Source organism: Prochlorococcus marinus str. AS9601, assembly GCF_000015645.1.
GTDB classification, from domain to species: Bacteria; Cyanobacteriota; Cyanobacteriia; order PCC-6307; family Cyanobiaceae; genus Prochlorococcus_A; species Prochlorococcus_A marinus_O.
On the sequence record NC_008816.1, the window covers coordinates 369,074 to 394,713 of the forward strand.

Annotated in this window: 25 protein-coding genes, 2 tRNA genes and 1 pseudogene; 17 read left to right on the plus strand and 11 right to left on the minus strand. The window is 33.0% G+C overall.

Annotated elements, in window-relative coordinates:
* Genes A9601_RS11175 through A9601_RS11190 form a run of 4 tightly spaced genes read left to right on the plus strand, consistent with a single transcriptional unit; the run spans position 1 to position 4,660 of the window.
* Positions 1-975, plus strand: coding sequence for a PD-(D/E)XK motif protein (locus tag A9601_RS11175; RefSeq protein ID WP_011817889.1), 975 nt, complete (start codon positions 1-3; stop codon positions 973-975).
* The gene (locus A9601_RS11180) at positions 975-2,960 is read left to right on the plus strand and encodes a hypothetical protein (RefSeq protein ID WP_011817890.1); all 1,986 of its coding nucleotides are present in this window, start codon (positions 975-977) and stop codon (positions 2,958-2,960) included. The genes A9601_RS11175 and A9601_RS11180 overlap by 1 nt, the downstream gene beginning before the upstream one ends.
* A gap of 2 nt (positions 2,961-2,962) precedes the next feature.
* Complete coding sequence (locus A9601_RS11185; RefSeq protein WP_011817891.1) at positions 2,963-3,847, plus strand: hypothetical protein; 885 nt, start codon at positions 2,963-2,965, stop codon at positions 3,845-3,847.
* Positions 3,848-4,660, plus strand: coding sequence for a hypothetical protein (locus A9601_RS11190; protein WP_011817892.1), 813 nt, complete (start codon positions 3,848-3,850; stop codon positions 4,658-4,660). It begins immediately after the preceding gene.
* A 17-nt stretch (positions 4,661-4,677) separates the two neighbouring features.
* Here the strand turns inward: A9601_RS11190 and A9601_RS11195 are convergent, their stop codons facing one another.
* The 7 genes from A9601_RS11195 to A9601_RS11225 form a co-directional block, all read right to left on the minus strand.
* On the minus strand, positions 4,678-6,774 hold the full coding sequence (locus tag A9601_RS11195; RefSeq protein ID WP_011817893.1) for a DNA cytosine methyltransferase: 2,097 nt from the start codon (positions 6,772-6,774) through the stop codon (positions 4,678-4,680).
* Positions 6,771-7,484, minus strand: coding sequence for a DUF6339 family protein (locus tag A9601_RS11200; protein WP_011817894.1), 714 nt, complete (start codon positions 7,482-7,484; stop codon positions 6,771-6,773). Before A9601_RS11200 ends, A9601_RS11195 begins: the two co-directional genes overlap by 4 nt.
* A complete protein-coding gene (locus A9601_RS11205; protein WP_011817895.1) occupies positions 7,481-8,512 on the minus strand; it encodes a hypothetical protein in 1,032 nt (343 codons plus the stop codon). The genes A9601_RS11200 and A9601_RS11205 overlap by 4 nt, the downstream gene beginning before the upstream one ends.
* Before the next feature lie 2 nt (positions 8,513-8,514).
* Entirely contained in the window at positions 8,515-10,464 is a 1,950-nt protein-coding gene (locus tag A9601_RS11210) for a hypothetical protein (protein WP_225866260.1), read from the minus strand.
* A gap of 183 nt (positions 10,465-10,647) precedes the next feature.
* The gene (locus tag A9601_RS11215; protein WP_011817897.1) at positions 10,648-11,613 is read right to left on the minus strand and encodes a tyrosine-type recombinase/integrase; all 966 of its coding nucleotides are present in this window, start codon (positions 11,611-11,613) and stop codon (positions 10,648-10,650) included.
* 140 nt (positions 11,614-11,753) lie between these two features.
* Positions 11,754-11,825 (minus strand) — tRNA-Thr (locus A9601_RS11220).
* Positions 11,826-11,835: 10 nt separating this feature from the next.
* A tRNA-Tyr gene (locus tag A9601_RS11225) sits at positions 11,836-11,917 on the minus strand.
* Between the two features lie 102 nt (positions 11,918-12,019).
* On the opposite strand from A9601_RS11225, the gene aroQ reads away from it, so the two are divergent.
* The 10 genes and pseudogenes from aroQ (at position 12,020) to proC (ending at position 19,158) form a co-directional block, all read left to right on the plus strand.
* Positions 12,020-12,460, plus strand: coding sequence for a type II 3-dehydroquinate dehydratase (gene aroQ, locus A9601_RS11230; RefSeq protein WP_041484514.1), 441 nt, complete (start codon positions 12,020-12,022; stop codon positions 12,458-12,460).
* Positions 12,461-13,069 carry a tRNA-(ms[2]io[6]A)-hydroxylase gene (locus tag A9601_RS11235; protein ID WP_011817899.1) on the plus strand — a complete coding sequence of 203 codons (609 nt, stop codon included), beginning with the start codon at positions 12,461-12,463 and terminating at the stop codon, positions 13,067-13,069. It begins immediately after the preceding gene.
* 16 nt (positions 13,070-13,085) lie between these two features.
* Positions 13,086-13,841, plus strand: coding sequence for a precorrin-2 C(20)-methyltransferase (gene cobI, locus A9601_RS11240; RefSeq protein WP_011817900.1), 756 nt, complete (start codon positions 13,086-13,088; stop codon positions 13,839-13,841).
* Positions 13,841-14,326, plus strand: a complete 486-nt coding sequence (locus A9601_RS11245) for a DUF1823 family protein (protein WP_011817901.1) — start codon at positions 13,841-13,843, stop codon at positions 14,324-14,326. Before cobI ends, A9601_RS11245 begins: the two co-directional genes overlap by 1 nt.
* A gap of 74 nt (positions 14,327-14,400) precedes the next feature.
* A complete protein-coding gene (gene der, locus A9601_RS11250; protein ID WP_011817902.1) occupies positions 14,401-15,774 on the plus strand; it encodes a ribosome biogenesis GTPase Der in 1,374 nt (457 codons plus the stop codon).
* Positions 15,774-16,688 carry an energy-coupling factor transporter transmembrane component T family protein gene (locus A9601_RS11255; RefSeq protein ID WP_011817903.1) on the plus strand — a complete coding sequence of 305 codons (915 nt, stop codon included), beginning with the start codon at positions 15,774-15,776 and terminating at the stop codon, positions 16,686-16,688. Before der ends, A9601_RS11255 begins: the two co-directional genes overlap by 1 nt.
* A gap of 19 nt (positions 16,689-16,707) precedes the next feature.
* A pseudogene (locus A9601_RS18285) lies at positions 16,708-16,955 on the plus strand (PII-interacting protein PipX family protein); the annotation flags it as partial.
* 21 nt (positions 16,956-16,976) lie between these two features.
* Positions 16,977-17,612: a YggS family pyridoxal phosphate-dependent enzyme gene (locus tag A9601_RS11260; RefSeq protein WP_041484515.1), complete on the plus strand. Its 636-nt coding sequence runs from the start codon at positions 16,977-16,979 to the stop codon at positions 17,610-17,612.
* A 150-nt stretch (positions 17,613-17,762) separates the two neighbouring features.
* Positions 17,763-18,338 carry a cell division protein SepF gene (locus A9601_RS11265; RefSeq protein ID WP_011817906.1) on the plus strand — a complete coding sequence of 192 codons (576 nt, stop codon included), beginning with the start codon at positions 17,763-17,765 and terminating at the stop codon, positions 18,336-18,338.
* Positions 18,339-18,345: 7 nt separating this feature from the next.
* The gene (proC, locus tag A9601_RS11270; RefSeq protein ID WP_011817907.1) at positions 18,346-19,158 is read left to right on the plus strand and encodes a pyrroline-5-carboxylate reductase; all 813 of its coding nucleotides are present in this window, start codon (positions 18,346-18,348) and stop codon (positions 19,156-19,158) included.
* 5 nt (positions 19,159-19,163) lie between these two features.
* Here the strand turns inward: proC and A9601_RS11275 are convergent, their stop codons facing one another.
* From A9601_RS11275 to hpf, 4 genes are all read right to left on the minus strand, one after another.
* On the minus strand, positions 19,164-20,321 hold the full coding sequence (locus tag A9601_RS11275; RefSeq protein ID WP_011817908.1) for a glycosyltransferase family 4 protein: 1,158 nt from the start codon (positions 20,319-20,321) through the stop codon (positions 19,164-19,166).
* Between the two features lie 85 nt (positions 20,322-20,406).
* A complete protein-coding gene (recO, locus tag A9601_RS11280; RefSeq protein WP_011817909.1) occupies positions 20,407-21,192 on the minus strand; it encodes a DNA repair protein RecO in 786 nt (261 codons plus the stop codon).
* Entirely contained in the window at positions 21,193-21,852 is a 660-nt protein-coding gene (locus A9601_RS11285) for a deoxyribose-phosphate aldolase (protein WP_011817910.1), read from the minus strand. It lies immediately after the preceding gene.
* A gap of 7 nt (positions 21,853-21,859) precedes the next feature.
* Positions 21,860-22,444, minus strand: a complete 585-nt coding sequence (gene hpf / locus A9601_RS11290; protein WP_011817911.1) for a ribosome hibernation-promoting factor, HPF/YfiA family — start codon at positions 22,442-22,444, stop codon at positions 21,860-21,862.
* A gap of 44 nt (positions 22,445-22,488) precedes the next feature.
* Here hpf and lipB point away from each other — a divergent pair, with 44 nt between their 5' ends.
* Genes lipB through A9601_RS11305 form a run of 3 tightly spaced genes read left to right on the plus strand, consistent with a single transcriptional unit; the run spans position 22,489 to position 25,592 of the window.
* Complete coding sequence (lipB, locus tag A9601_RS11295; protein WP_011817912.1) at positions 22,489-23,139, plus strand: lipoyl(octanoyl) transferase LipB; 651 nt, start codon at positions 22,489-22,491, stop codon at positions 23,137-23,139.
* A gap of 27 nt (positions 23,140-23,166) precedes the next feature.
* Positions 23,167-25,110 carry an AMP-binding protein gene (locus A9601_RS11300; RefSeq protein WP_011817913.1) on the plus strand — a complete coding sequence of 648 codons (1,944 nt, stop codon included), beginning with the start codon at positions 23,167-23,169 and terminating at the stop codon, positions 25,108-25,110.
* A gap of 38 nt (positions 25,111-25,148) precedes the next feature.
* Entirely contained in the window at positions 25,149-25,592 is a 444-nt protein-coding gene (locus tag A9601_RS11305; RefSeq protein ID WP_011817914.1) for a YlqD family protein, read from the plus strand.
* Positions 25,593-25,640: the final 48 nt, after the last annotated feature.

The following is a 25,640-nucleotide window of genomic DNA, read 5'->3' on the forward strand; positions in this document are numbered from 1 at the left end:
ATGTCTGAAGAAAAATTAAAAAAAATTTGGCAAGAAGTTGAGCTAGAAAGAGATAAATTCTTAAAAGAGTTTGCTTATAAAAATTTTTATTCGGGTTCAAAAAAAGATCTGATCTTAATAGGTATAAATAAAGATTCATCTAAAGGAATAATGATCAGAGACGAAAGTGGTAGAAATGCTTTGCCGAAATTAAGTTCATCATTTCAAATTGAAAGATCTTTTATAGAAGAGAAGAAATCATTTTTTATAACTATTTTTTCCAAAGAAACTTCTTTACATGAACCTTTCACATACCTTATAAGTTTAATTATTAAGAATATCGACTATGGTTTATCTCCAACTCTTGCAACAAAAGAGGCAATAGAGAAATTTCAAAAATTATTTAAGAGTTTTGGTAAATTACCTTCAGAGAATCAAATAGTTGGCCTTTTAGGTGAATTATTTTTTGTAGATCAAATTTTAAAAATAAAAAACGATTATTGGAAAGGCTGGCTTAAACCTGAAAAAACTATAGACTATACATATTCTGAAATTGATGTCGAAATAAAATCTTCTTCCTATTCTGGGGAAGATAAAATAACAATAAATAGGTTGAATCAGCTTCAATATATTAAAAATAGATCAAGATATTTATACTATTCTAGTTTTATTATTAATCCTGATGGTGAATTATCTGTTCCAGATTTAGTAGATAACATCCTTTCTCAAATTGATGATAAAGATGGTTTTAGAGATAAGTTATCTTGCACAAAATATAAAATGGGAGATAAATCTTTATGGCTTGAAAAAAGATATTCTCATCTAGAAACAATTGTTTTTAAGGTGGATGAAAATTTTCCTAGGATAAACTCTGATTCATTCAAAGATAATAAAATTCCTGATGGAATTACTAATATTAAATATGATTTAGCCTTAAATACTATCAATGATTTCAGAGTAGAAAAAGATCAATTTTTTAATAATTTTAAAAAATAATGAACCAAATAGATTTCCAGTCAAGTTTATATAGCGAACCAAATTCGATCAATGGAGGTATATCAGCAGATGGCGCAAGCAATCTTATGGGGGCAACTTCTTTAAGTCCAATCGAGATTGTTTTGAGAGAAACCCTTCAAAATAGTTGGGATGCATCTTTAGGCCAATTCACTCAACCAGTATTTAATATAAAAGTGAGATCTTTAAGAGAAAGTGAAGAAAATTGTATCAATAATTTTTTAAGTGAACTGCCCCCCATTGGGACAATTGATAGAAAAAGATTGGATCAATTTTTAGCAAAAGAAAATAAAGTTGTTTTAGAAATTTCTGACTTTGGTACCAAAGGTCTTGGTGGACCTCTTTCAGCTTCTGAGTCTCATGAAGATGATAAAGATTATGATTTTGTGAATTTTGTTAAAAATTTTGGTAGCCATAAACATAAGGAAAATCAAGGTGGTGAATATGGATATGGCAAGTCCTCTTTTTTTAATATTAGTAGTTGCAGAACAATAATTATTAATTCACTAACTAATTATGAAGGAAAACTTGAAAATCGTTTAATCGGATATTCTTTAGGTTCAGCTTTTAACTTTGACAAACAAAGATATACAGGAAGACATTGGTGGGGTTGTATAAAGCAATCTGAGAATATGAATTATGTCGATCCTTTTTTAGATGAATATGCTGAGAAACTTGCTGAAGATATGGGGATGCCAAAAAGAAATAACGACCTTACAAAAGGCACAACCCTTATGATTTTAGATCCTGATTTAAGTGAGCTATTAGATGGTATTGAATTTCAAAATCAAGAAGATAAAAGTAATTATTTAAATACTCGTATACAAGATTTAATACTTTGGCATGCTTGGCCAAAGTTCACACCTAATAATAATGGTGAAACTCCAATGAAATGTAATGTTTCTGTTTTTGAAAAAGCAGATTCTATTCCCGATCCACAAAATATTTATCCCTACAGTTTATTAGCTGAGGCTCTTAAAGATGCTAGAGAGAAAAAGAATAATATTTATTCAAAAAAACATAAAATTATTTTGGGTTATTCTGGAAGTCAACAGTCAGGATTGCTAGGAAGAGAATCAAAATATAAAAATTTATTAGGCGAAAATTCTAAAATTCCTGATAAGCTTTCCCATTTTGCCTTGTTAAGACCAGCTGAATTAGTAGTTAAATATTTGAAACCTTTTAAAGAATTAGATGATCGACAGCCTCAGTGGGGAGCAGTTTTTATTTCTAGTGAAAAAAAATTAGTGGAGGAGGCTTTTAGAAAATCTGAACCTCCCGCTCATGATGATTGGAAGCCGGAAGGATCTCCTTTTATTTCTGCTGATCAAAAAACCTTTGTGAAGACAGCTTTGAGAGAGATAAAGTCAGAAATGAGAAAATTATCTGGAGATACCTCAGAATTAATATTTGATACGAAGAATAATGATCAAAGTTCTTTAGCGTGGTTTGCAGGAGAGTTGGGTCAGTCAATGATTGGTAAAGGTTTTGGTGGCTCAGATGGGAGCAGAGATTCAACAAATAAAAATACAGGTACTAAAAAAAGAAATAAGACCATATTAAGCAGACCAAATTACTGCGGAACAAAATTTATTGATGGGAAAGTAGTTGCAGATTTTTCTATGGAAATATCTAGTAGTAAAGGTAAAAATATCGAACTTGAATTTTGTCCTTTGGTTATTTCTGATGGGAAAGAAAAATCAAGCAAAGCCCCTAATGGAAAAGAACTAAAAATTGTAAAATTCGAAGCAGAAAAACATTTTGTTTTAGATCAACTTAATTCTGAAAATGAAAACTTGACGTCAAAGTTAATGAAAAAATACGATAAAAATGATTTGTATAATGAAGAACTTACCAAGCCCCAACTAAAATTAAATTCAGATTCAGTAAAAATATTTGTTTCAGTTGAAGTTCCCGATAATGTAGCAGTTTCTCTTTCTGCTGAAATCAAAGATAAAGGGTTTTGATTTTGTCGAATATTGCTTATCCATATCCAAATTTGATGCCTTGGGTTAGAGGAAATTCATTATGGGAATATTCCCTAAATAAAGGAGACTTTTTTGATTTTAAAAATGGAGTTGATAATTGGGACTATTATTCATCAATAGAAATTAAATGTAAATTGATTTGGGATATTAAGGAAGCTTTTATAAATGCAAATCTATATCCTATTTTAAATAATTCCAAAGTTGTATTTCTTTTGACAACAGGATCAGGACAATATGGTATCGCAAGAAAAAAAGTTTTTGAATATCAACTTAATGAAGATATTGAATTGCTTAATACCTTCATATTTAATTTAAAATCGAATCAAATTTCAAATATAGTAAAGCTGAGGCTAATAATTTGTACTAATGAGGTTGAGATAAATGGTTTTCATTATAGAAATGGAAGTATACTTTATGATGAATCTGCAAACTTAGAATTAGAGGGTAATTTAGCAAGATTACCAGTTTCAAAAGAAGATTTAAGTCAAATAAATTTTAGATACAAGGATGCAATATGGTATGTATCTTTTAGGGCCGAGGATTTTTATGAAACTTTCACAAATACTTATCATCTATATCTAAATTCTAAAAATTTAGATATTGATTTTCAATTAAAAAATAATAAATTCCTAGTACAATCGATCAAGGCTGATACTATAGCAACCATTATTAGATCATCTTTATTAGATGATGATTTGAATTTTGATTATCAAGAAGATTATCCAGAGTTTTCATTAGGATTCGTACTAAAAAATTGGTTAAAAAACTTTATTGAAGGTCCAAGTGATTTGCAAAATTTGATAAAAAAGATCAAGTCAAGTCCTAATGATTTTAACTGTGAATGTCAAAGCATTTTTTGTGATTAGATGATCTATTTACTTCCTCAAATTCAAGATTTTACTGCAAATAAATTACTTGATTTATTTATAGAAAAAAGTTCAGTTGGAAAATTTAATCCTGAATATAAAGAAAGATTTTATACTGCTACAGGTGGACAAAGAATCCCTATTGATTATTTGTTAGATTTGCGTCGATCTATTTTAAATTGTGCAAACAAATATAATTTTCCTAACAAGCAAAAGTCTTTTCTTGATTTCGAATATGAAGTGGCAGAAATTTTTTTTAATTGGCCTTATTTATGGATTGATCAAAATAATAAAGAGCCAAATGGGGAGGCATTAAGAAATAATTTTTGGTCTTATATAACTATAATTTTAATGCCTGATATCGCCGTTTGGAGGTGGCCTATACCTTCTGAAAATGCTTCTAAAAAATCATGGGAGGTTCGGATGAAAGGTGGTGGTACAAGAAATACTTTTCAAAGGATTTTTAGAAGATTAATTAGTTTTGATAAAGGTAAAGAATATCAACTTCATGAAAGATTAAATCTGATAAAAGGTTTAAATGAGGACGAGTTTCAAGCCATTATTGAGAGAACAAGTGTAAGCTCATGCTCTAAACTTTCCATCTTGTTGGCAGAGGAAATTATTTCTAGAAAAAAATTAAATATGCAAACTGATAAAGTTAAACAAGATATTTATCGAAATTCAATAATAGATTTAACTGCCTATGGCAAAGTTCAATCATTTGATTTATTGGAAGATATAGAATTGAAAGAATTAATTGCAAAAGTTTTTGAATTAAAAGAAAGTGAAATTTTAGAATTAAAAAATTTATAGATTTTTAAATTTCCTATTTATGAGACATCTCTAAATTCTTTTGAATAAACTTGAGATATTTTTTCAATATTATTTATTTCTAGATCTTCTGTATTTATTTTCTCAATTATTTTTTCTTTATTATCTTTTTTTGATAAAGCTAAAAGAGCGCAATAGCCTATACCATCTTTATCCATTTCTAATAAATGACCTATATGTATATCTCTATTCATATTGCTGAATTTTAAAATTTCATGATCAATATCCATGATCTGAGAAATAATTCTGCTAATAAATATTGATTGTTTTATCTCTGTGGTTAATCCAACAGTAGCTAATGCACCTCTTACCGAATTCCTGGAAAACAAATCATATTCTTTTCTTGCGATTTCACTCCAATCGATTTCATCTTTTATAAGTTCTTCAGCAAACAGTTCTAATGAAGGGATATATTTTTCAAGGCTAAAACTTTTTATTTTCATTTTTCTAGCTTTATCTTGCAGAAAAATCTCAGGGGTAGGCCAAAAGTTTTTTAATCTTTGATAGGTTTCTTTCTTCCTGTTTTCAAGATCTTTATCTCCTAAGATTGCAGGTTTATTTTTTTCTTTAGTATTTTTTTTGAAAGTCTCTGGTAGTAAATTTCCAAGACATGCATTCCATGCCCTTATATTACTTGGAATTATTTTTCTTCCTTCCCTTTTTTTTGTCCATATAAGTTCAACTTCTTTTTTATTTGATTCATACCAGTTAATAAGATTTTCTCTAAGTTTGGGCACTACATCAGGTTGAGTAAATTCTTTCTCATTTTTAATTGATTTCATGAAAGATTTGCCGAGTTCAAAAGCAACAATTGGTGCAACGGCTTCTCCAATCTGGTGGAATCTATTTGAAGGCCCTCCATAAAAATTGAAACCATCTGGGAAAGACTGAACTCTTGCCGCTTCTCTAACTGATAGGGTTCTATTCTGGTGAGGGTGAATATACCAATAACCATCTTTTGACATATGCGCAGTTATTGTCAGACATGGTTCATTAGGTTTGAGGATATTATATTTATCACCAAAACTCATTTTCTGATTTTGTTTTACTTGCTTACCTTCTCTGAAAGCTTTGCTCGTAACTGAATATCTTCTTTGCTCTTCTGATAATTGGGAATATTTGATCCCGGTTGATCGCATTAATTTAAATGTCTCAAGATCATCTTCCCTTACTTTTCTTATCAGATGATCATGAATCATCTCGTCATCAATATCCAACCAATTCCTCATTAATTTCTGATAATCGTTTTTCGGTCCTTCATAGCTGTATTTTTCATCCCACTTTTCATCCCATCCTCCTTTAAGTGGAGGGAGATCTGAAATCGCTTCGTCTAAGGTGACTGCCTCTTCGAGAGAATCATATTTTGGCTTTGGCCATTTCATAGGAGCGCATTCATTTATTTTTGTTCCGGAAATAAATAATCTTGGCCTTAGTTGGGGTACTCCATATTGCCATGCATAAATCAATTTAGGATTTATGCGATAGCCAGCTTTCTCAGCTCTATTAATGATTGATCTATATATTTCCTGCTCACCTGTCTGCGCAATATCAGTAACATTCTCCATGAGAAAAGCTTTTGGTTTAACCTGTTCCACTATCGAAATAAATGATTCCCATAATTCTCTTCTATCTTCATTTAGTTCCTGATGTTGAGCAGAAACTTCTTCGTTGTGTTTTCTCCATTTGATATTTCGGGAGAAAGGCTGACATGGTGGTCCACCTGCAATAAGTGATATTTCTCCACACTTATTAAGTTGTTCTGAAATTTCATTAATAACTTTTCTTTTGCTTAAATCACATTCATATGAACATCCACCAAAGTGATGTCTGTGAGTCATTATTGAATCGTTTCTGATATCGCAGGCCAGGATTACATCAAAATTTGCACGATGCAGTCCAAGGCTTAAACCACCGGCACCTGAAAAAAGGTCAACAGCAAAATAAGGTTCTTTTTTTATAGATCGAACTTTTGCTGCATATTCAGGAAGTTCATCAAAACTGCATGAATCTACATGTGCCTCAAGTTCTGATGAAGGCCCTCTTACAGGACTTAATCTGTGTGGATCACTTTTCCCTACTGCATTTTTATGAATCATGCGACCTCTTCACTCTGAGTATCAATTAACTGCTGGAGTTGTTCTTCACTTAAAAGATCAAGACATATTGAACCTCCAAGGGAATTTAGTTTTCTTATCGCAATTCTTACTTTGCTGTCTGGTAATTCAACTAGTTTTTCAGTAAGTATTCTATTGATTTTTGGGATCAGGCCAAATTCTCGATCACTCAAACCAAGATGAAGTTCCTGACTGGTAAATAATTTTTTGACCAGGGAATAGTCAGAATGATCATTCTCCATCATCCTGTCGGCAGCAAAAAAAAGTCTCGAAAAAGTATTTCTGCCATGTCCATTTATTGATGATGTCCCAAGAAATCTAAGTGATGGAACATGTTTCTTTCCTGTTCCAACAGTAAATCCATCTTCCGGATCAACCGGAATATTACCTCTCCATCTAAGCCACGGAATATTTGGATATCTTATTACGCATAACCAGTGCCATATCCTCATATCAGTAAGAATATGAGAAGGCAGAGATTTGAATGTTGTATGAACACACTCAACTAATCTTGCATCCAGGTTTGCACCAATTACTTTTTCGAGAATAAGTTGATCTATAAGTGTTGAGAGATTCGTAAGATCAACCGTGCAGTTGACTGCCTCTACACTTACAGAATCTGGATTTCTTAAAGCAGAGATAAGTCCATTACTTATTAGAGGTGATTTCAATCTGAAGAGTTTTTCGCTCATGCAACCTCCTCTTTTTCTAGGTCTGCGGGAATATCTGATTCAAAACTGCACCCTCTTGCCATTATTTCGGCCAATTCCAGAATCTTTGTTTCCTGCTGGATTATTGAACTCATTTTTATAATGAACTTCTGAAAAGATTCGGGTGATCTAAGTTCATTAGCAAGAGCGACAACCGCCTCATGTGAAGAAATATTTGTTTCAAGAAGATTCTTGGAAAATAGAGATAGAGTCTGAAGTTGTGATGGCGGCAATTGCTCAACAATTTCTTCACTGCTCAGGTCACTGTTTGTATTCAACATATTCTGGATGGAGTTCATCGAAATAGAAATAAGCATGGTCCAAACAGTGGAACAAATTGAGGTGAAGATGATATCTCTCTGAAGGGAATTGATATCTTTCCTCAATGCCTTACTCATCAGAAGTTTTTTCAATGATGCAGTCACATCTGCATTCATTTCAATTACTGGAGGTTCACTTGGGATTAATCTCCATAACTGATCTTTGCTTTCAGGGGGAAAGGATTGCCACTTTATGTTGAAGATGGAGTCATTATTAGCTTCGGCGGTAGCAAAACGAATGGTATGAATCAGACTTCTTCCAATTATCTGACCCATTTCTGTGGCATAGCCGCTCCTTGATTTTTCTCCGGCAAATTGTTCTGTTCTTACAAGAAGTGCTTCTGCCCTGACTTCTTCTCCATTTAAAAAAGGTATATAGGAAGTCTCTGAAAAAAAGAATCCACCACCACCATCCTCTAAATCAATTATTTCTCTTCTACCTGTTGATCTGCTTATAAGACGGCATATGAATTTAACAGGAGGATTTTCCCTTTCTGTGGGATGAAGAGTTTCTTCCCATTCAAATGGTGCAGTTAGCAGTATCTCAAGTTTTGTCTTTTCAAGTTTGCCATTGAACTTGAAAGTAATTCCATTGCTTACTTCCTGAATTACCTCTTCAGAAATGCTGTCTGGAGCTGTTATTCGAAATGCTCCATCAAGATCTATTGTTTTCCAGGGGACAAAATGCATGATTAACCTACCTTCCTGAAGCCTGCAATTTCAGGGTTTACTCCGGATGGAGGTTTGACTATGCACTCAAAAGGAACTGATGAAAATTGGTTTTCGGCAGAGAATACAAATCTCCTTGAATCAGAGTCGTCATATGAAATATATTGTTCACTCCCCATAATTCTCATATCACTTATTCCCCACATTTCTCCCTGGCCACTGTCTGCAATGCTCTGGAAAGATAAATGTACTTTTGCAGTTTTGATTGATTCACCTGATCGTACTAATTTGCCGGCTATTCTCCATCCATTGGCTTTTTTAATGAAGGAGCATTGATCTCTATCTATAACAACTTCAAGTGCGGAACTTTTTGTCTTGGATAGACTTTTCTTTTCTTTAATTCCTCTGCCAAGATTAATCATTCTTTTAAGCATTTCTGGTCCTTCATCCGGCGGAGCAATAAATGAAGTCAGTAAGTTCTGAATGAGGATCTGCCTTAGTTCATATCTGATTCCTCTAAGTCTGTTGGCATGACCTCTCCAGGTATAACTTTCTCTCAGTCTTCTTGTTGTAGGCAGCCAGTCATCATGAGTCACTGGTTCACCTGCACGGAAATATTCTTCAGCGAATGCGTTATTTTCCCTGCTCAACTCTGTCTTGTCAGATTCGGCAATCTCATTCAATGATGTACCTACAAATGCAGCTGCACAATAGGAACCTCCATCACTTAACTTTGTACCTTCGGCATAATCAATAACCATTCCAGAACCCCTTATAAGTGCAATAGTTGAACGGCATGGCAGACATTCCTCTTTGGAAGAGACTCTTGTAACTCCAAGTCTGACAGTACTTTTGAGCTCATCATGAAGAAGTTCAGGATTGTCTGAGGGTTCCACTCGTCTAGGTATGGGAAACTCAACATCAATTGAGGAACTGTCGCCTGGGAATAATGATTTTGCACCTTCGAAAGGTTCTACTCTTCCGCACTCAACGAATGGAGACCATATTTCATCAGCACGGGCTTCAGATATATATTCTGCTGATTTGCCCTCTTCACGAAATACTCTTGCTTTAAAATCAAGTCTTTCCCAGCTGATTGCAGGCCAGAACCATTTTGATGCGGCTTTTGTGAAATCTCTGCAGAGCTCCTCGGGATCTCTTATCCCTGACGAACCGGTATCATCGCGATCAGGTTCATGAAAAGTTGGGATGAGGATAGTTGTTCCGCACTCAGTATTATTGTCACGATTGAGAAGAATTTTTTCTGCATCTCTTTCTTTCATCCAGGTGGATTCTGCAATAGGAATTCCATCTTTTTCACTTTCAGATCCCATGTAGGCACCATCAAGCCATGATTTCCCGTCCATTTCATGAGCGGGAATTTCGCTTCTTCCAAAAATTCTTAATTTCTTTCTGCCTTCAATTCTTGATGAGAAAAGAACAGTGAATATTCTTGAATGCATCCAGCTGACTGCCTTCCCCAGCCCAAAGCTTCCTCCTAATCCAGACTCTTTTCCGGTTGAAAAATTCTGCACACAGAGCTTACGGAAATTTCCTTTCTCGTCCCAGTCATCACCTGTCAGCCCATCAGTTCCGTAATCACTGATTTTCAGACAGACAAGATCAGATGATTTCATTGATTCAAGTCCGGCCTTCAGGGTGAGGGCAGTTCCACTTGAACCTTTCACTGATGAAAGATGAGGGATAAGAGTTTCACTGTTGATTGATTTAAGAAATTTCTCTTTTTTCTCTCCCTTCAGCACAATCAGATCAAAAAATATTTTCACTTTTTTATCCTTTCTCTGATCGAGACTGTTCTGACAGATTTCTCTGACAAGTGTTTCCAGCAGTGATCGTTTTCTCTGAGATCCACCTGCTTCAAAAATTTCACTTGCGGCATTACCACCACTGGATCTACCCTGTCCAAGTGATGGAGTACCAATCCATTTCAGTTGTGTCTTTGCTGTTTTCAATTCCCCTTCAGACACTATATAAAGCGTTAATAAATGATAGATGCCACGATCAGATTGTCATCTCAAGGCCAGAGAATTGCAACATTTAGAAGCCATATTCTAAAAATTAATCATAAATTTCTTTACAGGTTTTATACGCTCCATCACCTGCAATAACCCCCCTATGGGGGACTGACTGTTGATTTATATGGAAAGTTGAAAATGGCTGTAGCGCATCAACATTTTTATATCTCTGTGGCCGCTGCATGCACTTATCTCCAGGGCACTCATTCCCGAACGCCACATTCTGCTTATGGCTATATGTCTTAGATCATGAAATCTGAGAGTTTCAAGTCCTGCTTTTTTTCGGGCTTTATCAAATCCATTTCTTGCAGCACCTTTTGAAAGTTCTATAACTTTCCCATCTCTTCCCTGTAATTCCTCAAGGATCTTCTGCGCCTTTTCAGGGAAAGGAACAAGCCTCATTCCGGATGAATTATCTATTGCGGCACAATTCTTTCTATATATATAGAGTAATTTTTTCTTCAGATCTATATTTCTCCAGGTCAGGCTCAAAAGTTCGGAGCGGCGGAAGCCAGTTGTCAGTGCAAGCTTTGTGAGTCTCAGATGATTTTGGTTGGACATCTGCGACAGTTCAAACAGGAGTCTTTTTTCATCTTCATTCGTTAAAAAAGGAGCTCTTGCATCTCCTGTCCCTCTCACTCTCAGTTGCCTTGCGGGGTTATCTTTTATTTCCGCTCCTCTTTCATCTCTTGCCCAGTCAATCAATACTCTTAATATCCTCAGTTCCCGCATAACTGTATTCGGTTTCACCTTCAGTAATCGTTCATCTCTCCAGACTGCAAAATGCTTAATCTGCAGATCACTTAGTGGAATATCTCCCAGCCAGCTTTCTGCAGTAACCCTGAGAGGATATTTTTCATTCTCCGCACTGCGGTGCAGAAGTAATGGACCATTTATATAGTCATTGATTGCCTCTCCCAGGGTGACGGGAGTGTCATTTAAAACCTTTTTTGTTCTCTCTTCGACTGCATCTGCCCAGGATTCAGCCAGATCTCTGGAAAGAAAATTTCTGGACCTCGGGCCTACATAATTCTTCCTTCTGATAAGGACCTGCCAGCCGCTGCCGCTTCTTCTGATTGTTGCCATTTCGGTGCCATCGTTTGTGTGATGCACCTCCAGATATCCGCCTTTAAAACAGAAAAGTGGACCCGAAAACGGACGTCCACTTCTGAATAATTTTTTTGTGCGATAGTGGTAATCTCACTGATACCAAGCTATCCCGCGAGTGCCCTCGTCGGGACTTGAACCCGAGACCTCTCCCTTACCAAGGGAGTGCTCTACCGCTGAGCTACAAGGGCAATTTTAAAGTGGGCCGGGTTGGATTTGAACCAACGTAGGCAGAGCCAGCGGATTTACAGTCCGCCCCCTTTAACCACTCGGGCACCGACCCCCACTATTTGAACTTATCAGTTAATGGACACTTTGTGTGAAATTGTTTTGGTTTTTTTGTTTCTTTCTAGATAGCATTTGTAAAGAAAAGACTTTATTGATGATGAATATTTTATTGATAAATGGACCAAATCTAAATCTTTTGGGAACTAGAGAACCTGAAATATATGGTAATAAAACATTGAGTGATATAGAAAAAGATTTAACTAAAGTTGCTAAAGAAAAAAGTATTAATCTTGAATGTTTTCAAAGTAATTATGAAGGAGAAATAGTAGATAAAATTCAGGAGTCTGTAAAAAGTATCCAAGGTATTCTTATAAATGCTGGTGCTTTTACTCATACTTCGATTTCTATTCGTGATGCTTTAGTTGGATCAAAAATTCCGTTTGTGGAGTTACATATTTCAAATATTTTTAGTAGAGAAGATTTTCGTAAAGAATCTTTTCTTACAGATAAAGCTATAGGAATTATTAGTGGATTTGGGATATCAAGTTATTCCTTAGCTCTTGAAGGAATCATTGGATATTTAAGTAGTAAAGATTAAATGCTAGTCGATTTTAAAAGGCCTATTTCTCATATTAAATATTTAAAGTCATTTACCTCGGATGAATGGATCAAACTCGCATTATCTAATCCAATAGAAGTTCTTATTGATCATGCTCATTGTGAAAGAAAAGCAGCAGGAGTAGCTATTCAATTGATGTTTAGATATCCATCAGAACCAAATCTGGCAGAAGTTCTTAGTCCAATAGCGAGAGAGGAATTAGAGCATTTTGAAAAAATACTTTATTTTTTAAAGGATCTTGGATATTCTCTTGAGTCCTTAAAACCGCCTCCATATGGAGCTGAATTGTCCAAGAATATAAGAAAGGAAGAGCCCAATAGAATGCTTGATAGTTTCTTAATAGCAGGACTTATTGAAGCAAGAAGTCATGAAAGATTAAGTTTGCTTGCGCTGAATTCTGAAGATAAATCGTTTAAATCCCTTTATGAGTCTCTGCTTGAGAGTGAGGCAAGACATTTTGGAGTTTACTGGAAACTAGCGCAAACTAAATTCTCTAAAAATCAAACTTTCAAAAGGTTAGAGGAATTGTCTGAAATTGAGGCATCAATACTAGCTGAAACTTACTTATTGCCAAGGGTACATAGCTAAAGTTAATAAAATAAAAATGATTATAAACAAGTTCTTAAGCTTACTTAATCGATATAAAACTGATTTACCAACATTCACCATCGTTGGTGTAGGCCCTGGAGATCCATCGCTTTTAACAATTGCTGCTGTGGATGCAATAAAAAAAGCGAAAGTTATAGTTTTCCCAATATCAGATGATAATAAAAAGAGTTTCGCTGCGGAAATAGTCAAGAAATACACTAAATTTAAAAAAAATATTCCTATCCTCTTCCCAATGGCTAGGAAGGATTTTGATCCAGATGAAATATGGTCTAATGCTGTAGAAAAAATTGTGAAATTTATACAAAATGGCGAATCAGTTGTTTTACTCTGTCTTGGAGATACTTCACTATTTGCAAGTTCTTCTAATATTTTGAGGTTAATAAAAAATAATCATGCTGAAATTATTACCAAAACAATACCTGGTATTTCCTCTATTTCAGCAGCAGCAGCTTTGAATGATTTTGATTTGGTAAAAAAAGGCGAGACATTGATCATCAAAGAATGCCCTTCTTCAGAATTTGAATTAACAACCCTAATTAGCGAAAGTAAGGGAAATAAAACGGTATTAGCAATTATGAAAGTTGGCAAAAGATGGCATTTAGTCAGGGAAATTTTAAAAAAAGAGGATATTATCGATACAACATTAATAGCTTTAAGTGTTGGGATGCCTGATCAAATTATTCAATATGCATCACAATATAAAAAGGAATTTATGCCTTATTTTTCTTTGATTTTGATAAGGTTCGATTAATGCAAAAAAAAGAAAAATTAGTTGAAAATAAATTTACATGGCCAATATGTAAGCATCTATTATTTCTTGTTCTCGAAGATAAGGTTAGTGATGTTTTTGTTTGTGAATTGGTTTGGGAAAGACTTTTTTATACTAGAGAAAAAACTTCAAATATTTGGGTTTCTAGTGCATTAACTCCTTCTTATTGGTCAGAAAAATTTGAAAAAGCTCCTCAAATCATTTCAGAGCGGCCAGCCTCAGTACATTTGACTCGATCAATTCCAAAAGACTATAAACAGGGATTGAAAAATTTTCTTAATTTTAAAGGTTACAAGATTCATGAACTCTATCCAAGAAGAACTAGAAGAGCGACGGCAGTCAATTGGTTAATTTATTGGGCGATTGAAAATGATTGTTTTTCAGAAGATAATGGATTAATGCCAAGTCCTAGTTCTCCCCCTGCTAATCCAGTTAAAGGACATTTTGGCGATCCAGAAATTAAATAAGTTTTTTTGAATAAGGTAAATGATTCTATTAAAGGTATAGTTGTAATGGATACTATTTTCTTTGGAGAGAAGAATTGATTCTTCCTACAATAGCAATTATCGGAAGACCGAACGTTGGGAAATCTACCTTAGTTAATCGTCTTTGCCAAAGTAATGATGCAATAGTATTTGATAAGCCTGGTGTTACAAGAGATAGAACTTATCAAAATGCTTCATGGGGAGGTAAGGAATTTCAAATAGTCGATACTGGAGGTTTAGTTTTTGATGACGAAAGTGAATTTCTCCCAGAGATAAGGACACAAGTCTTCTTGGCTCTAGAAGAGGCTTCACTTGCGTTACTGGTGGTAGATGGAAATCAAGGCGTTACTGATGGTGATTTATCAATAGCAAAATGGTTAAGAAACTCAAGCTGCAAAACAATTGTTGCTGTTAATAAATGCGAATCGACTACTTTAGGAATATCCCTAGCTTCAGAGTTCTGGAAATTAGGATTGGGCGAACCTAACCCTGTTTCAGCTATTCATGGTTCAGGTACTGGAGATCTTTTAGATCTCGTTATTGGCGAACTTCCTGAAAATAATATCCAGGATGATGAAGAAAAGATAATGATGTCAATTATTGGTAGGCCTAATGTTGGTAAATCTAGTTTGTTAAATTCAATCTGTGGAGAAAAAAGAGCAATAGTTAGTGATATTAGTGGCACGACAACTGATTCAATAGATACGCTTATTAAAAAAGGTGATAATAATTGGAAAATTATTGATACTGCAGGGATTAGAAGAAAGAAAAATGTTAAATATGGCACTGAATTCTTTGGTATTAATAGGGCTTTTAAATCTATAGATAGAAGTGATGTTTGTGTTTTAGTTATAGATGCTGTAGATGGAGTAACTGATCAAGACCAGAAGCTGGCTGGGCGCATAGAAGAACAAGGTAGAGCTTGTATAATTGTTGTTAATAAATGGGATCTTATAGAAAAAAATAGTTCAACAATTTATCAAGTAGAAAAAGAACTAAGATCTAAACTATATTTTTTACACTGGTCAAAAATGATTTTTATATCTGCCCTAACTGGTCAAAGGGTTGATAATATTTTTGAGCATGCTCTTAATGCTGTAAATCAACATAGAAGAAGAGTTACAACATCTGTAGTTAATGAAGTACTAAAAGAATCAATCAGTTGGAAAAGTCCTCCAACGAAGAGAAGCGGCAAGCAAGGTAGGCTTTATTACGGTACTCAAGTAAAGAACAAACCTCCCACTTTTACTCTTTTTGTAAATGACCCTAAATTATTCGGAATAACTTATAGAAGATATATTGAAAAACAAATTAGAGTAAATTTAGGCTTTGAAGGCACACCTCTAATTTTACTTTGGAGAGGAAAACAGCAAAGAGCTTTAAATAAAGAAGTCGAAAGAGAAAATATTGAGTTAATTCAAAAAGATTAATGAATTTGCTAACCAAATTTTCTGTTGGTCAATACGTTCATGGTAATAGAAGTTGGCTAAGAATTATAGATAGTAGATTAAAAATAATTATCGTAATGATATTTTTAATCACTCCAATCTGGGCAGGTCCAATATGGAGATTGAGTTTAGTCGGTATTTTACTATTAATTACTTTTTTAAGTTTATTACCATCTAGAGTATGGTGGCGATCATTAGTTTTCCTCTCATGTTTGTCACTTTTAATTGGATTTATATCAATAATTGCCTCTTCTGATATTCAATCTCTTGATGGCTACTTGAGAAATCCCAATGAGTTGCAAGTAGTACTGGAAAGCCAAAAAGAATGGAATATTTTGCAAATTCCTTCACAGAAGATATGGTTTATTAATTTTGGTCCCTATAACTTATCAAGAAAAGCCTTTGAACTAGGAATAAAAACCTCTACTTTGATATTTACCGTTATTCATAGTGTGAATTTGATGCTTTTAACCACATTGCAGGAAGACATTGTATGGGGATTAAGTTGGTTCATGTACCCATTAAGAAAGATTGGATTGCCAACTAGTAAGTGGCTTTTTCAGTTGTTAATTGCATTACGTTTTATTCCTCTAGTGCAGGAAGAACTTCAAAATATCATTAAATCAGTGTCAGTTAGATCAATAAATTTTCGAAATTTAGGATTAAAGAAATCCTTTAATGTTTTATTAATGTTAGTGGAAAGGTTATTTCAAAATATATTTCTGAGAATTGATCATGGAGCAGAATCACTACTCTCAAAGAAAAAAATTATTATAAAAACCAACAGATTTAGGACTCTTTATCCCTCAAAATCTCTCAATGTAATTGTTAATACATTATCGATTTGTTTTATTTGCATAGCAATTTTTCTTAGAAAACTGTATGGTGCATTATAAATAACACAATATTTTAGGTTTGAGTTCTGAGCGTTATTTAAACCATCCAACATTTGGCATGCTATACCAAGTTTCCCCTGGAAATGATGGGAGAGATATTTATGCGACTCTATATGCTCAAAAAATGTTTTTCTTAGTAGAAGTTCGACAGAGAGAAGTTTTTTTGAGGTTATACCTTATTTAGATGCCCGTAATCAGGCCGAATTAAACCTTCAAAAAGCTAAAAGAAAAGGATCTGAAGAACTATCTAAATGGGAGAATTTATTTACGCAAACTTTCTTATAAAATGTGAACTCTGCAAATTATTTAAAAATAAAAAATAAAATACCATCAAATATAAATATTCTTGCGGTGAGTAAAGGATTTAAAAGTCAAGAAATCAAGACTATTCAAAATATAGGTCAGAACGATTTTGGTGAAAGTAAGGTTCAAGAGGCGTTTGAAAAACAATTAACATTAAAAGAGCTTAAACAAATAAATTGGCACTTTATTGGAAGAATACAAAGTAATAAAATAAGAAAAATAGTTCAAAATTTTAAATATATTCATTCAGTAGATTCATTTGAAAAGTTGCAAAAGATTTCTAATATTTCACGTGAAGAGAAGAAAAAACCATTCATTATGTTGCAGGTTAAGTTGAGTGATGACCCTACTAAAGGAGGCTTTAATCCTGAATCTTTAATTTTGAAATGGACAGAAATTCAAGAGTTGAAAAATATTTCATTAACCGGTTTGATGACTATCAATCCTAAAGGACTTAGCCCTAAAGAAAATTTAGGATTGTTCAAAAAATGTCGCGCTCTCGCTGATTACCTGCAACTACCAGATTGTTCCATGGGGATGTCAGGTGATTGGGAGGAAGCTATTGACGCTGGATCAACTTGGTTAAGATTAGGAGCATTGATTTTTGGAGGCAGATCCTAATTAGTTATTTTTTTATAAAAATCTTATCTATAAACTTGCAGTAAAGTTCAACTAACGTTATTTAAGTATAGGTAGTTTATTCATTTAAAAAATGAATCTAATACTTAAGGTTCTTAAACCTTAGTAATTAATTTCAAGAGGATTTAAAAGGTGTCACTTATTTCTAGATTAAAGGCAGTTGTTGCAGGGGATGAGTATCTCGATGATGATTTTGATGAGTTGGATTATCCTTCAGAGGATGAATTAAATGATATTAATAATTTCAAACAAAATCCAAAGAATTCAAATGCCCTTGCAAATTCAAATCCATTCGATTTTATGAATAACAACAGATCATCAAAAGTAGTTGGTATGCCAGGAATCTCAAATTCATCCTCAGAAGTTAGCTTAATGGAACCAAGAAGTTTTGATGAGATGCCTCAAGCTATACAAGCATTAAGAGAGAGAAAAACTGTAATTCTCAATTTAACTATGATGGATCCTGATCAGGCTCAAAGAGCTGTTGATTTTATTGCTGGGGGAACATATGCAATTGATGGACATCAAGAGAGAGTCGGTGAAAGTATTTTTCTTTTTGCTCCAAGTTGTGTAAATGTAACTAGTTCTTCCCCAGAAGAAGCTTCTCCTTCTTCTGTGTCTACAGAAAACACACCACAATATAGTTTGGGCAAAAATACTACTCCTGAACCAGCATGGGGTAATTCTAAATTAAGTGCTTATTCATGATTAATCTGTGACAGATAAAATTGCGATTATTGGTTTTGGAAATATTGCAAGCGCTATAGTTACCCCTTTATTAGATAACAAATTAATTCAGCCAGAGAATGTTTTTTGTGTTGTTAATTCAGAAAAAAGTTTAGAAAACATAAAAAAAAATTATAAATATAAAATAAACGTTTATAAATCAGGTTCTAAAGAGTCAAAAATAATTTGGGATTGTCAATATAAACTTCTTTCGATAAAACCCCAACAATTAAAAGATATAAGTGAGGCCCATCAGATAAAAAATAAGGGCAATTTAATAGTTTCAATTCTTGCGGGGGTTTCAATAAATAAACTCACTCAAAAGTTTCCTAATCATAAATGTGTGAGAGTGGTTACAAATATTCCAATAACTATTGGAAAAGGTTTAACAGGAATTTCTTGGGGTGAAGAAATTACAGAAGATCAGAAACAATTTACAAAAAAATTATTTGAAAATACTAGTAAGATTTATGAATTTACTGAAGATTACCTTGATATATTTTTAGCTTTAACCTCATCTGGTCCTGCAATTATTGCTTTGATTATAGAAGCATTAAGTGATGGAGGATTAAGTGGGGGATTACCAAAAATAATTTCAGAGGAACTTGTTATGGAAATGATACTAGGGACTATTTGTTTAATAAAGGAAAATAAACTTACTACTTCTGAGCTCAAAAATTTAGTAACCTCTCCAGGTGGAACAACTATCTCTGCTTTAAGGGTTTTAGAAAAAAAGAGTGTAAGGTCAGCATTAATTGAATCAATAGTTTCAGCTAGTAATCGAAGTAAAGAGTTTCGTTAGTTTTTTCAATTATCTTTTAAGTTCATATAAACTTTTTCAAGTGAATTTATATTTTTAGTAATTGTGTATCTCTCAAGTACACGTTCTCTAGCTTTTTCGCCAAGATCTTTTGTAAATGAAGGGTGTTCTACAAGAATTGGGATTATAGTTTTTAATTGTGCAGCCACATTATCAGTTGAAATTACTATTCCTGCTCCGTTATCTAAAACTTCACCATCCGCTCCGGCATCTGTAGCTACGCATGCAGTACCAGCCGACATTGCCTCTAAAAGTGATAATGATAAACCTTCTACTAAGCTTGGCAAGAAAAATACTTCTGCTATTTGCATTATTGCTACCCTAGTTTCTAAATCTAATTCGGCACCCCACCAAATTAATTTCTCATTACCAAGGTTAGAAAAACTATTTTCAAGTGTTGGCTTCATTGGTCCATCCCCAACAATAACTAATTTGCAATTTTGAGTTCTTGTTTGGCGCCAAGAACGTAAAAGTGCCTCGATATTTTTTTCATTTGCAATCCTTCCCATGTATAAAAAGATTCTTTCATTGCCAAGTTTGTTTTTAACCTGATTATATTTTTTACTTTTTTCGCAAAAAGGTTTCCAAATATTTTCATCAACTCCGTTTGGAATAATTATTTGTTTTTCTTTAGGTACTCCTAATTTCTCAAGAACATTTTTTTGAGGTTCAGAAAAAATAATTATTTTATGGAACTTTGCTAAGGATGGAGCATAAAGTTGATACGTTAATTGTTGCGTGCTTGCAGTTAGATTTCTATTTTTTGCATCAAATGGTGGATGAAATGTTCCTATAAGGGGAACATTAATTTTAGTACAAAGCTCTGGCAGTCTAAAGTCTAAAGGAGACAAAGTTAGGCTTGCGTGTACTATGTCAGGCTTTAGTCTTTCCAATGATAGCCTTAGCTCTTTTTCTGCCCTTGGCGAGGGTATTGTATAAACTTGAGATTTAATTAAATATGGGAGACTTACATCAGGATCATTCGCAAGAAATAATGGTTTTGATGAATTTGAAGTAGAGGGATTATCGAAATGAATAAAACTAATTTTATGCCCTCTGGCCTTTAATTCCTGAGTAGTTGAATTACCGTAAGTTACATTTCCACAAAAAGGGGATTTTTTTCCCAACCAGGCAATATGAACCAAATTAATTGAATTAACTATTTATTAAGTTAACAGGCAAAGGCGCCATGATCATATTTTTTAAATTTTTTAATGCTTCATGAAAATGCTAACTATATATTTCTCTCAACATTTTTAGTGAAGATAGCTCCTTCTCTAATTGAGTAGAGATCCATGTCTCAATAATGAACAATATTTTAAGCCAGACTTTTTTGGGACCCAACAACTCTCCATTAGATTTTATTGGTAATTCTGGGAAAAGAAGTCTCTGTAATAGAGCAACTTCAGATGCATTTATTTTTAGATTACTTTGAGGATCTTCTATGGATGAAAACCCTTCACTTGGTAAAAAATAACAACTCCATTCCCAATTTCCTATAGGTGGAACAATAGGTTCTCCAGTTTTACAACAATGATGAATTGGTAAATTAATACCCCCGATGGCTAATAGATGGATTAAAGATTGAAGACTCATTGAGAGCATTTTAATATCTTCTTCTTGAGACTCTTTAAATAAATAAATCCTATCAAGATGTGCAAGAACGCAAGATAAATAGTCATGTTGCTTGTCATTATTACCTACTAATAAAAATGTTAATTCAGTTATTGCTTGCGCGGCTGCAAGACATTCAATATTTTTACCTAGGCCAGAATAGCTTTTTAATATTTTAATTTGACGTACAGATTTAAGATTTCTTTTCCCAAAAATTTGCAGACTTAAATATGTTAAAGGAGTAGCTGCGGCAAGACTACTTTTAGGACGCCTAGCACCAGGTACCGCTAATCTAACAATCCCTTGCTCATCGGTAAGGATAGTTATTAATCTATCATTCTCGCCTAATGGAGAAGCTTTAATACAGAGACCTTTTAGTCTGCACTCACCAGAACCAGACATTTAAATTACGTTAACTTCTTCAAAAATTTCACAAAAATTGGAAGTTCCCACGCAATTAATTCCAATATCAAACAAATCAATTACTTGCTTCAGTTTTTTTATGCCACCTACAACTTTGATTTGATTTTGAGAGCCTGTTATTTTTAGTATTTCGGCGACATCATTAAATGTAAGAGGAGATCCAAACCCGTCCCCGAATTGAAAATTTTTAATACCTAATTCTAAACATATTTCTATCGCGTTAATTAAAACTTCTTCTTGTAGTTTTGATTTATTTATGATTATTGAAACTGGTAATCCAGATAATTTAACTTGCTCAATTTCAGCAGCGAAAGTTTCTAAATTTCTTTTGGATAAATTGATAAAGTTTGGGATATATTCAATTCCTTTTGCCCCCTTATCTTTAGCAAAACAAACTAATTCTTCAATAAATGAAACTGGTAAATCTGCTAAAGGGTAAGAAATAAGTGCGTTTATGTCCGCACTGTAATTACCCAAACAGTTTTTAAGGTCAGTTAAATAATTTAGTGAAGTAGAAATATTTTTGATATTGTATTTTCTTATTAAATCGCAATTCACACAGAAATCTTCCCATGATAAATAAGGGTTAATAATAATCGCATGAATTTTCTCGTTTAATTCATATTCAATATTGGGCATTTAAAACTTATTTAGATTGAATCAGTCCATAACCTCCATGATTCCTTTTATATATAACTTGAAGTTCATTATTTTTCTTGTTTCGAAAAACATAAAAATCATGATCAATTAGATCTAATTGTTTTCTTGCTTCGTCTGATGAAATTGGAGTCATTTCAAAGTATTTATTTTTTATAGATGGCTCAGGCAGACTTGCTTCAGTTCCTTCTTTAAATAAAGCTTTATCTAAAAAATTTGATTCCATACTTTCAATTGGTAAAGAATCTTTATTTTTAAATTGTTTATTATGAATTGTTTTATTGTTTCTTTCTTTATATTTGCGTAATTTTCTACAAAGTTTATTTGAAACTAAATCAATGCTTGAGTATAGATTCTCAGTTTTTTCTTCAGCTCTAATTACGGTACCATTCGCAAAAATAGTAACTTCTGCTGTTTGGAACGAGACTCTTGGATTCTTTTCGATTGAAAGGTGTATGTCAGCTTCTTTAACGATATCCTTATAGTGATGTGTTGCTTTTTCTATCTTTGCCTCAGTATATTCTTTTAATGCTCCAGTGAGCTCAAGATTCTTTCCATGGATTAAAATTTTCATAACAAATCTAAAAATATTTACTTACTTTCTAAATCTACTTAAATATGGATAATAGAACAGCAATAATTAAACAACCTGATAATATTTCTTTTTTTAATGATGTTTATAAATTACAAAAAGAATATCAAGACGCATTGATTTTAGATAACTCTAACCCTGATTTTATTTGGATAGGGGAGCATCAACTCTGTTATACATTGGGGAGAGGATCTAATTATGATAATTTACTATTTTCTCTGAATGATGCTAAATATGATGTTTTTAAGATTGATAGAGGTGGTGAGGTAACTTGTCATATGCCAGGACAATTAGTAACGTATTTGGTTTTAGATTTGAAAAATTTTAATAAAGATTTAAATTGGTACTTAAGAAAAATTGAAGAAATTATTATAAAAATCCTTGGAGCTTTTAATATAAATTGTCATTCTAGAGAAGGGTTTACTGGTGTTTGGATAGGAAATAAGAAAATCGCATCAATTGGAATTGGTTGTAAAAGATGGATTACGATAAATGGATTTTCAATCAATATTGACTGCGAATTAGAAAACTTTAATAAGATTGTTCCTTGCGGAATAGAAAATTGTCTTATGGCAAATATGATTGATTACAATAAAAATTTAAATATTCAAGAAGTCAAGAGAATTGTTAAAAAAATAATTCAGGAAGAATTTAATTTTGATTTTATATCACAATAGAAATTAAAATTTCAAAATCAATTTAATATGGGTGATTTAGCATACTGGCCTTCAGCCAAGCCTCTTTCCAAAAAAGATAAATTTGCCAAAAAAAGAGATTTTATTAAGAACCTTGATCATATAGATCAAATTTGGGAAGAATTAAAATTTAAATGTGGTGATACTTTAGCTGTTTGCGATTTAAGAGGAAAATACAAAGAAAAATTTTCTTATTCTGAGCTGGCTGATTTAATAACAAAAGTCTCTTTTTCTTTCGAAAAATATGGTTTAAAAAAGGGGGATGTAGTTACTGTAATATCTGAAAATTCTCCAAGATGGCTAGCAGTAGATCAAGGCTTAATGCGTTTGGGAGCTATAAATGCAGTGAGAGGTATTAATTCTCCTTCAGTAGAATTAGACTATATTATTAAGCATTCTAATTCAGTAGGTCTAATAGTTCAGTCTAAGGAGATTTGGCTAAAGTTAAACAACAAAGAAGAATTAAAAAAAAGACTTAAATTTATAATCAATTTAGAAGATGAACAATTTGAAAGTTTAATAAGTTGGAGTAAATTTATAAGTTCAGTAGAAAAAGAAAATTCGCAAAATAATAATCTTGAAAAATTTAATCCAGAAATTGATGACGTAGCTACTATACTTTACACTTCTGGGACAACAGGTAAACCTAAAGGTGTTCCCTTGACACATGCAAATTTTTTACATCAAATAATCAATTTAGCCTATATCGCTGATCCAGAACCAGGGACCTGTGTATTAAGCGTATTACCTATCTGGCATTCTTATGAGAGGAGTGCTGAATACTTCTTTTTTTCATGTGGTTGTTCTCAGTACTATACAATTCCAAAATTTCTGAAAGATGATATTACACAAATAAAACCTGTTGTAATGGCTACTGTACCAAGACTTTGGGAGGCAATACATGATGGTTTTTTTCAGGCGTTGAAAAAAATGCCTTCCAAGAAGCAAAAACTTATTAAGTTTTTGATAAGTAATAGTTCAGTTTTTAAAAGAAGTTTAAGAAAGATAAGAAATTTTGATATCAATAAAATAACTTTTAAATCAAAAATCCCCTTACTGGGTTCTGTGATTAGCAGATATCCTTTACATAAATTGTCGACAATTTTTTTATGGCCGAATATTCTTAGACAACTATGCGGAGAAAAACTAAAATTTCCCATTAACGGCGGAGGTGCATTGCCAGAACATGTGGATCTTTTTTTTGAATCTTTAGGAGTAGATGTTTTGGTGGGATATGGACTCACAGAAACTAGTCCAGTATTAACTTGTAGAAGAAGAGAATTAAATGTTAGAGGATCATCTGGTCAGCCTCTAGCATTTACTGAAATCAAAATAGTGAATGATGATAAAAAAAATATTCTGAAGTTCAGAGAAGTCGGGAAAATTCTTGTTAGGGGGCCGCAAGTAATGAAAGGTTATCTTAATAATGAAATAGCTACAAATGAAGTTTTATCCAAGGATGGTTGGTTTGATACTGGTGATTTAGGTTTTCTAATACCAAATGGTTCTCTCTTTATAACAGGAAGAGCCAAGGATACAATAGTGCTATCAAGTGGTGAAAATATAGAACCGAATCCCTTAGAGACTGAAATCCTTAGTTCTGAATTTATTAATCAGATTCAACTAGTAGGACAAGATAAGAAATGTTTAACAGCCCTTGTAGTTCCTAATGTCGAATTGGTTAAAAGCAAGTTTTTGGAGGAAGACATTTCAAAATTAAACCTGAATAAGAATATTGGTACATTTTTTAAATCACAAATTAATAATTTGCTTAAAAGTAGATTAGGAGCAAGATCAGAAGAACAAATATTAGATTGTTATTTTGTTGATGCCTTTACTTTAGAAAATGGGTTGTTAACACAAACTCTTAAACAAAAAAGAAAAGAAATAGAAAAAAAGTATTCATTACAAATAGAAAATATGTATGAAAACAAATTTAGTAAGAAAATTTGATTTGTTATATCTATATTAAAAAGGTAATTTAATTTTTTATGGAAACAAAAAACTCAATATCTATAAAGCGCTCAATAGCTATTAAAGCTGTAGTTACACCAACTTGGAAGGAAGATGCTGAAAAAGAATTAAGTAAGGCAATTTCAAACATTGATCAGCAATTATCGCAACTTGAGCAGGAGGGGCAGCAAATAGTAAATAATATTAGATCCCAATCGGTTAATCCTCTTGATCCAAGGGTTCAAGAACAGGTTAGTCAGGTGCAACAACAAGTCGCAGCAAAACGAAATGAAATTGAAGAACAAAAAAGAAATCTACTTCAACAACAGAGTCAAGTTCGCGAATTAAAAATGGACGAAATTGTTGATCAAGGGCAAGTGGATAGTTTCTGTGATGTCACTGTGGGAGACAATCTTATTCAAAAAATGCAAGTCTCGATTACGGTTAAAGATGGAGTTATTCAATCTATAGATAATAATTAAAGAGAAGATTTAGTATTTTTGATAAACGTAAGTAAATCTTAATTTCGA

What these genes read in the sequence shown, in the direction of transcription:
- A9601_RS11175 (WP_011817889.1), top strand. Translation starts at nt 1, where the DNA reads ATGTCTGAAGAAAAATTAAAAAAAATTTGGCAAGAAGTTGAGCTAGAA.
- A9601_RS11180 (WP_011817890.1), top strand. Translation starts at nt 975, where the DNA reads ATGAACCAAATAGATTTCCAGTCAAGTTTATATAGCGAACCAAATTCG.
- A9601_RS11190 (WP_011817892.1), top strand. Translation starts at nt 3,848, where the DNA reads ATGATCTATTTACTTCCTCAAATTCAAGATTTTACTGCAAATAAATTA.
- A9601_RS11195 (WP_011817893.1), bottom strand. Translation starts at nt 6,774, where the DNA reads ATGATTCATAAAAATGCAGTAGGGAAAAGTGATCCACACAGATTAAGT.
- A9601_RS11200 (WP_011817894.1), bottom strand. Translation starts at nt 7,484, where the DNA reads ATGAGCGAAAAACTCTTCAGATTGAAATCACCTCTAATAAGTAATGGA.
- A9601_RS11205 (WP_011817895.1), bottom strand. Translation starts at nt 8,512, where the DNA reads ATGCATTTTGTCCCCTGGAAAACAATAGATCTTGATGGAGCATTTCGA.
- A9601_RS11215 (WP_011817897.1), bottom strand. Translation starts at nt 11,613, where the DNA reads ATGGCAACAATCAGAAGAAGCGGCAGCGGCTGGCAGGTCCTTATCAGA.
- aroQ (WP_041484514.1), top strand. Translation starts at nt 12,020, where the DNA reads ATGAATATTTTATTGATAAATGGACCAAATCTAAATCTTTTGGGAACT.
- A9601_RS11235 (WP_011817899.1), top strand. Translation starts at nt 12,461, where the DNA reads ATGCTAGTCGATTTTAAAAGGCCTATTTCTCATATTAAATATTTAAAG.
- cobI (WP_011817900.1), top strand. Translation starts at nt 13,086, where the DNA reads ATGATTATAAACAAGTTCTTAAGCTTACTTAATCGATATAAAACTGAT.
- A9601_RS11245 (WP_011817901.1), top strand. Translation starts at nt 13,841, where the DNA reads ATGCAAAAAAAAGAAAAATTAGTTGAAAATAAATTTACATGGCCAATA.
- A9601_RS11255 (WP_011817903.1), top strand. Translation starts at nt 15,774, where the DNA reads ATGAATTTGCTAACCAAATTTTCTGTTGGTCAATACGTTCATGGTAAT.
- recO (WP_011817909.1), bottom strand. Translation starts at nt 21,192, where the DNA reads ATGTCTGGTTCTGGTGAGTGCAGACTAAAAGGTCTCTGTATTAAAGCT.
- A9601_RS11285 (WP_011817910.1), bottom strand. Translation starts at nt 21,852, where the DNA reads ATGCCCAATATTGAATATGAATTAAACGAGAAAATTCATGCGATTATT.
- hpf (WP_011817911.1), bottom strand. Translation starts at nt 22,444, where the DNA reads ATGAAAATTTTAATCCATGGAAAGAATCTTGAGCTCACTGGAGCATTA.
- lipB (WP_011817912.1), top strand. Translation starts at nt 22,489, where the DNA reads ATGGATAATAGAACAGCAATAATTAAACAACCTGATAATATTTCTTTT.
- A9601_RS11300 (WP_011817913.1), top strand. Translation starts at nt 23,167, where the DNA reads ATGGGTGATTTAGCATACTGGCCTTCAGCCAAGCCTCTTTCCAAAAAA.
- A9601_RS11305 (WP_011817914.1), top strand. Translation starts at nt 25,149, where the DNA reads ATGGAAACAAAAAACTCAATATCTATAAAGCGCTCAATAGCTATTAAA.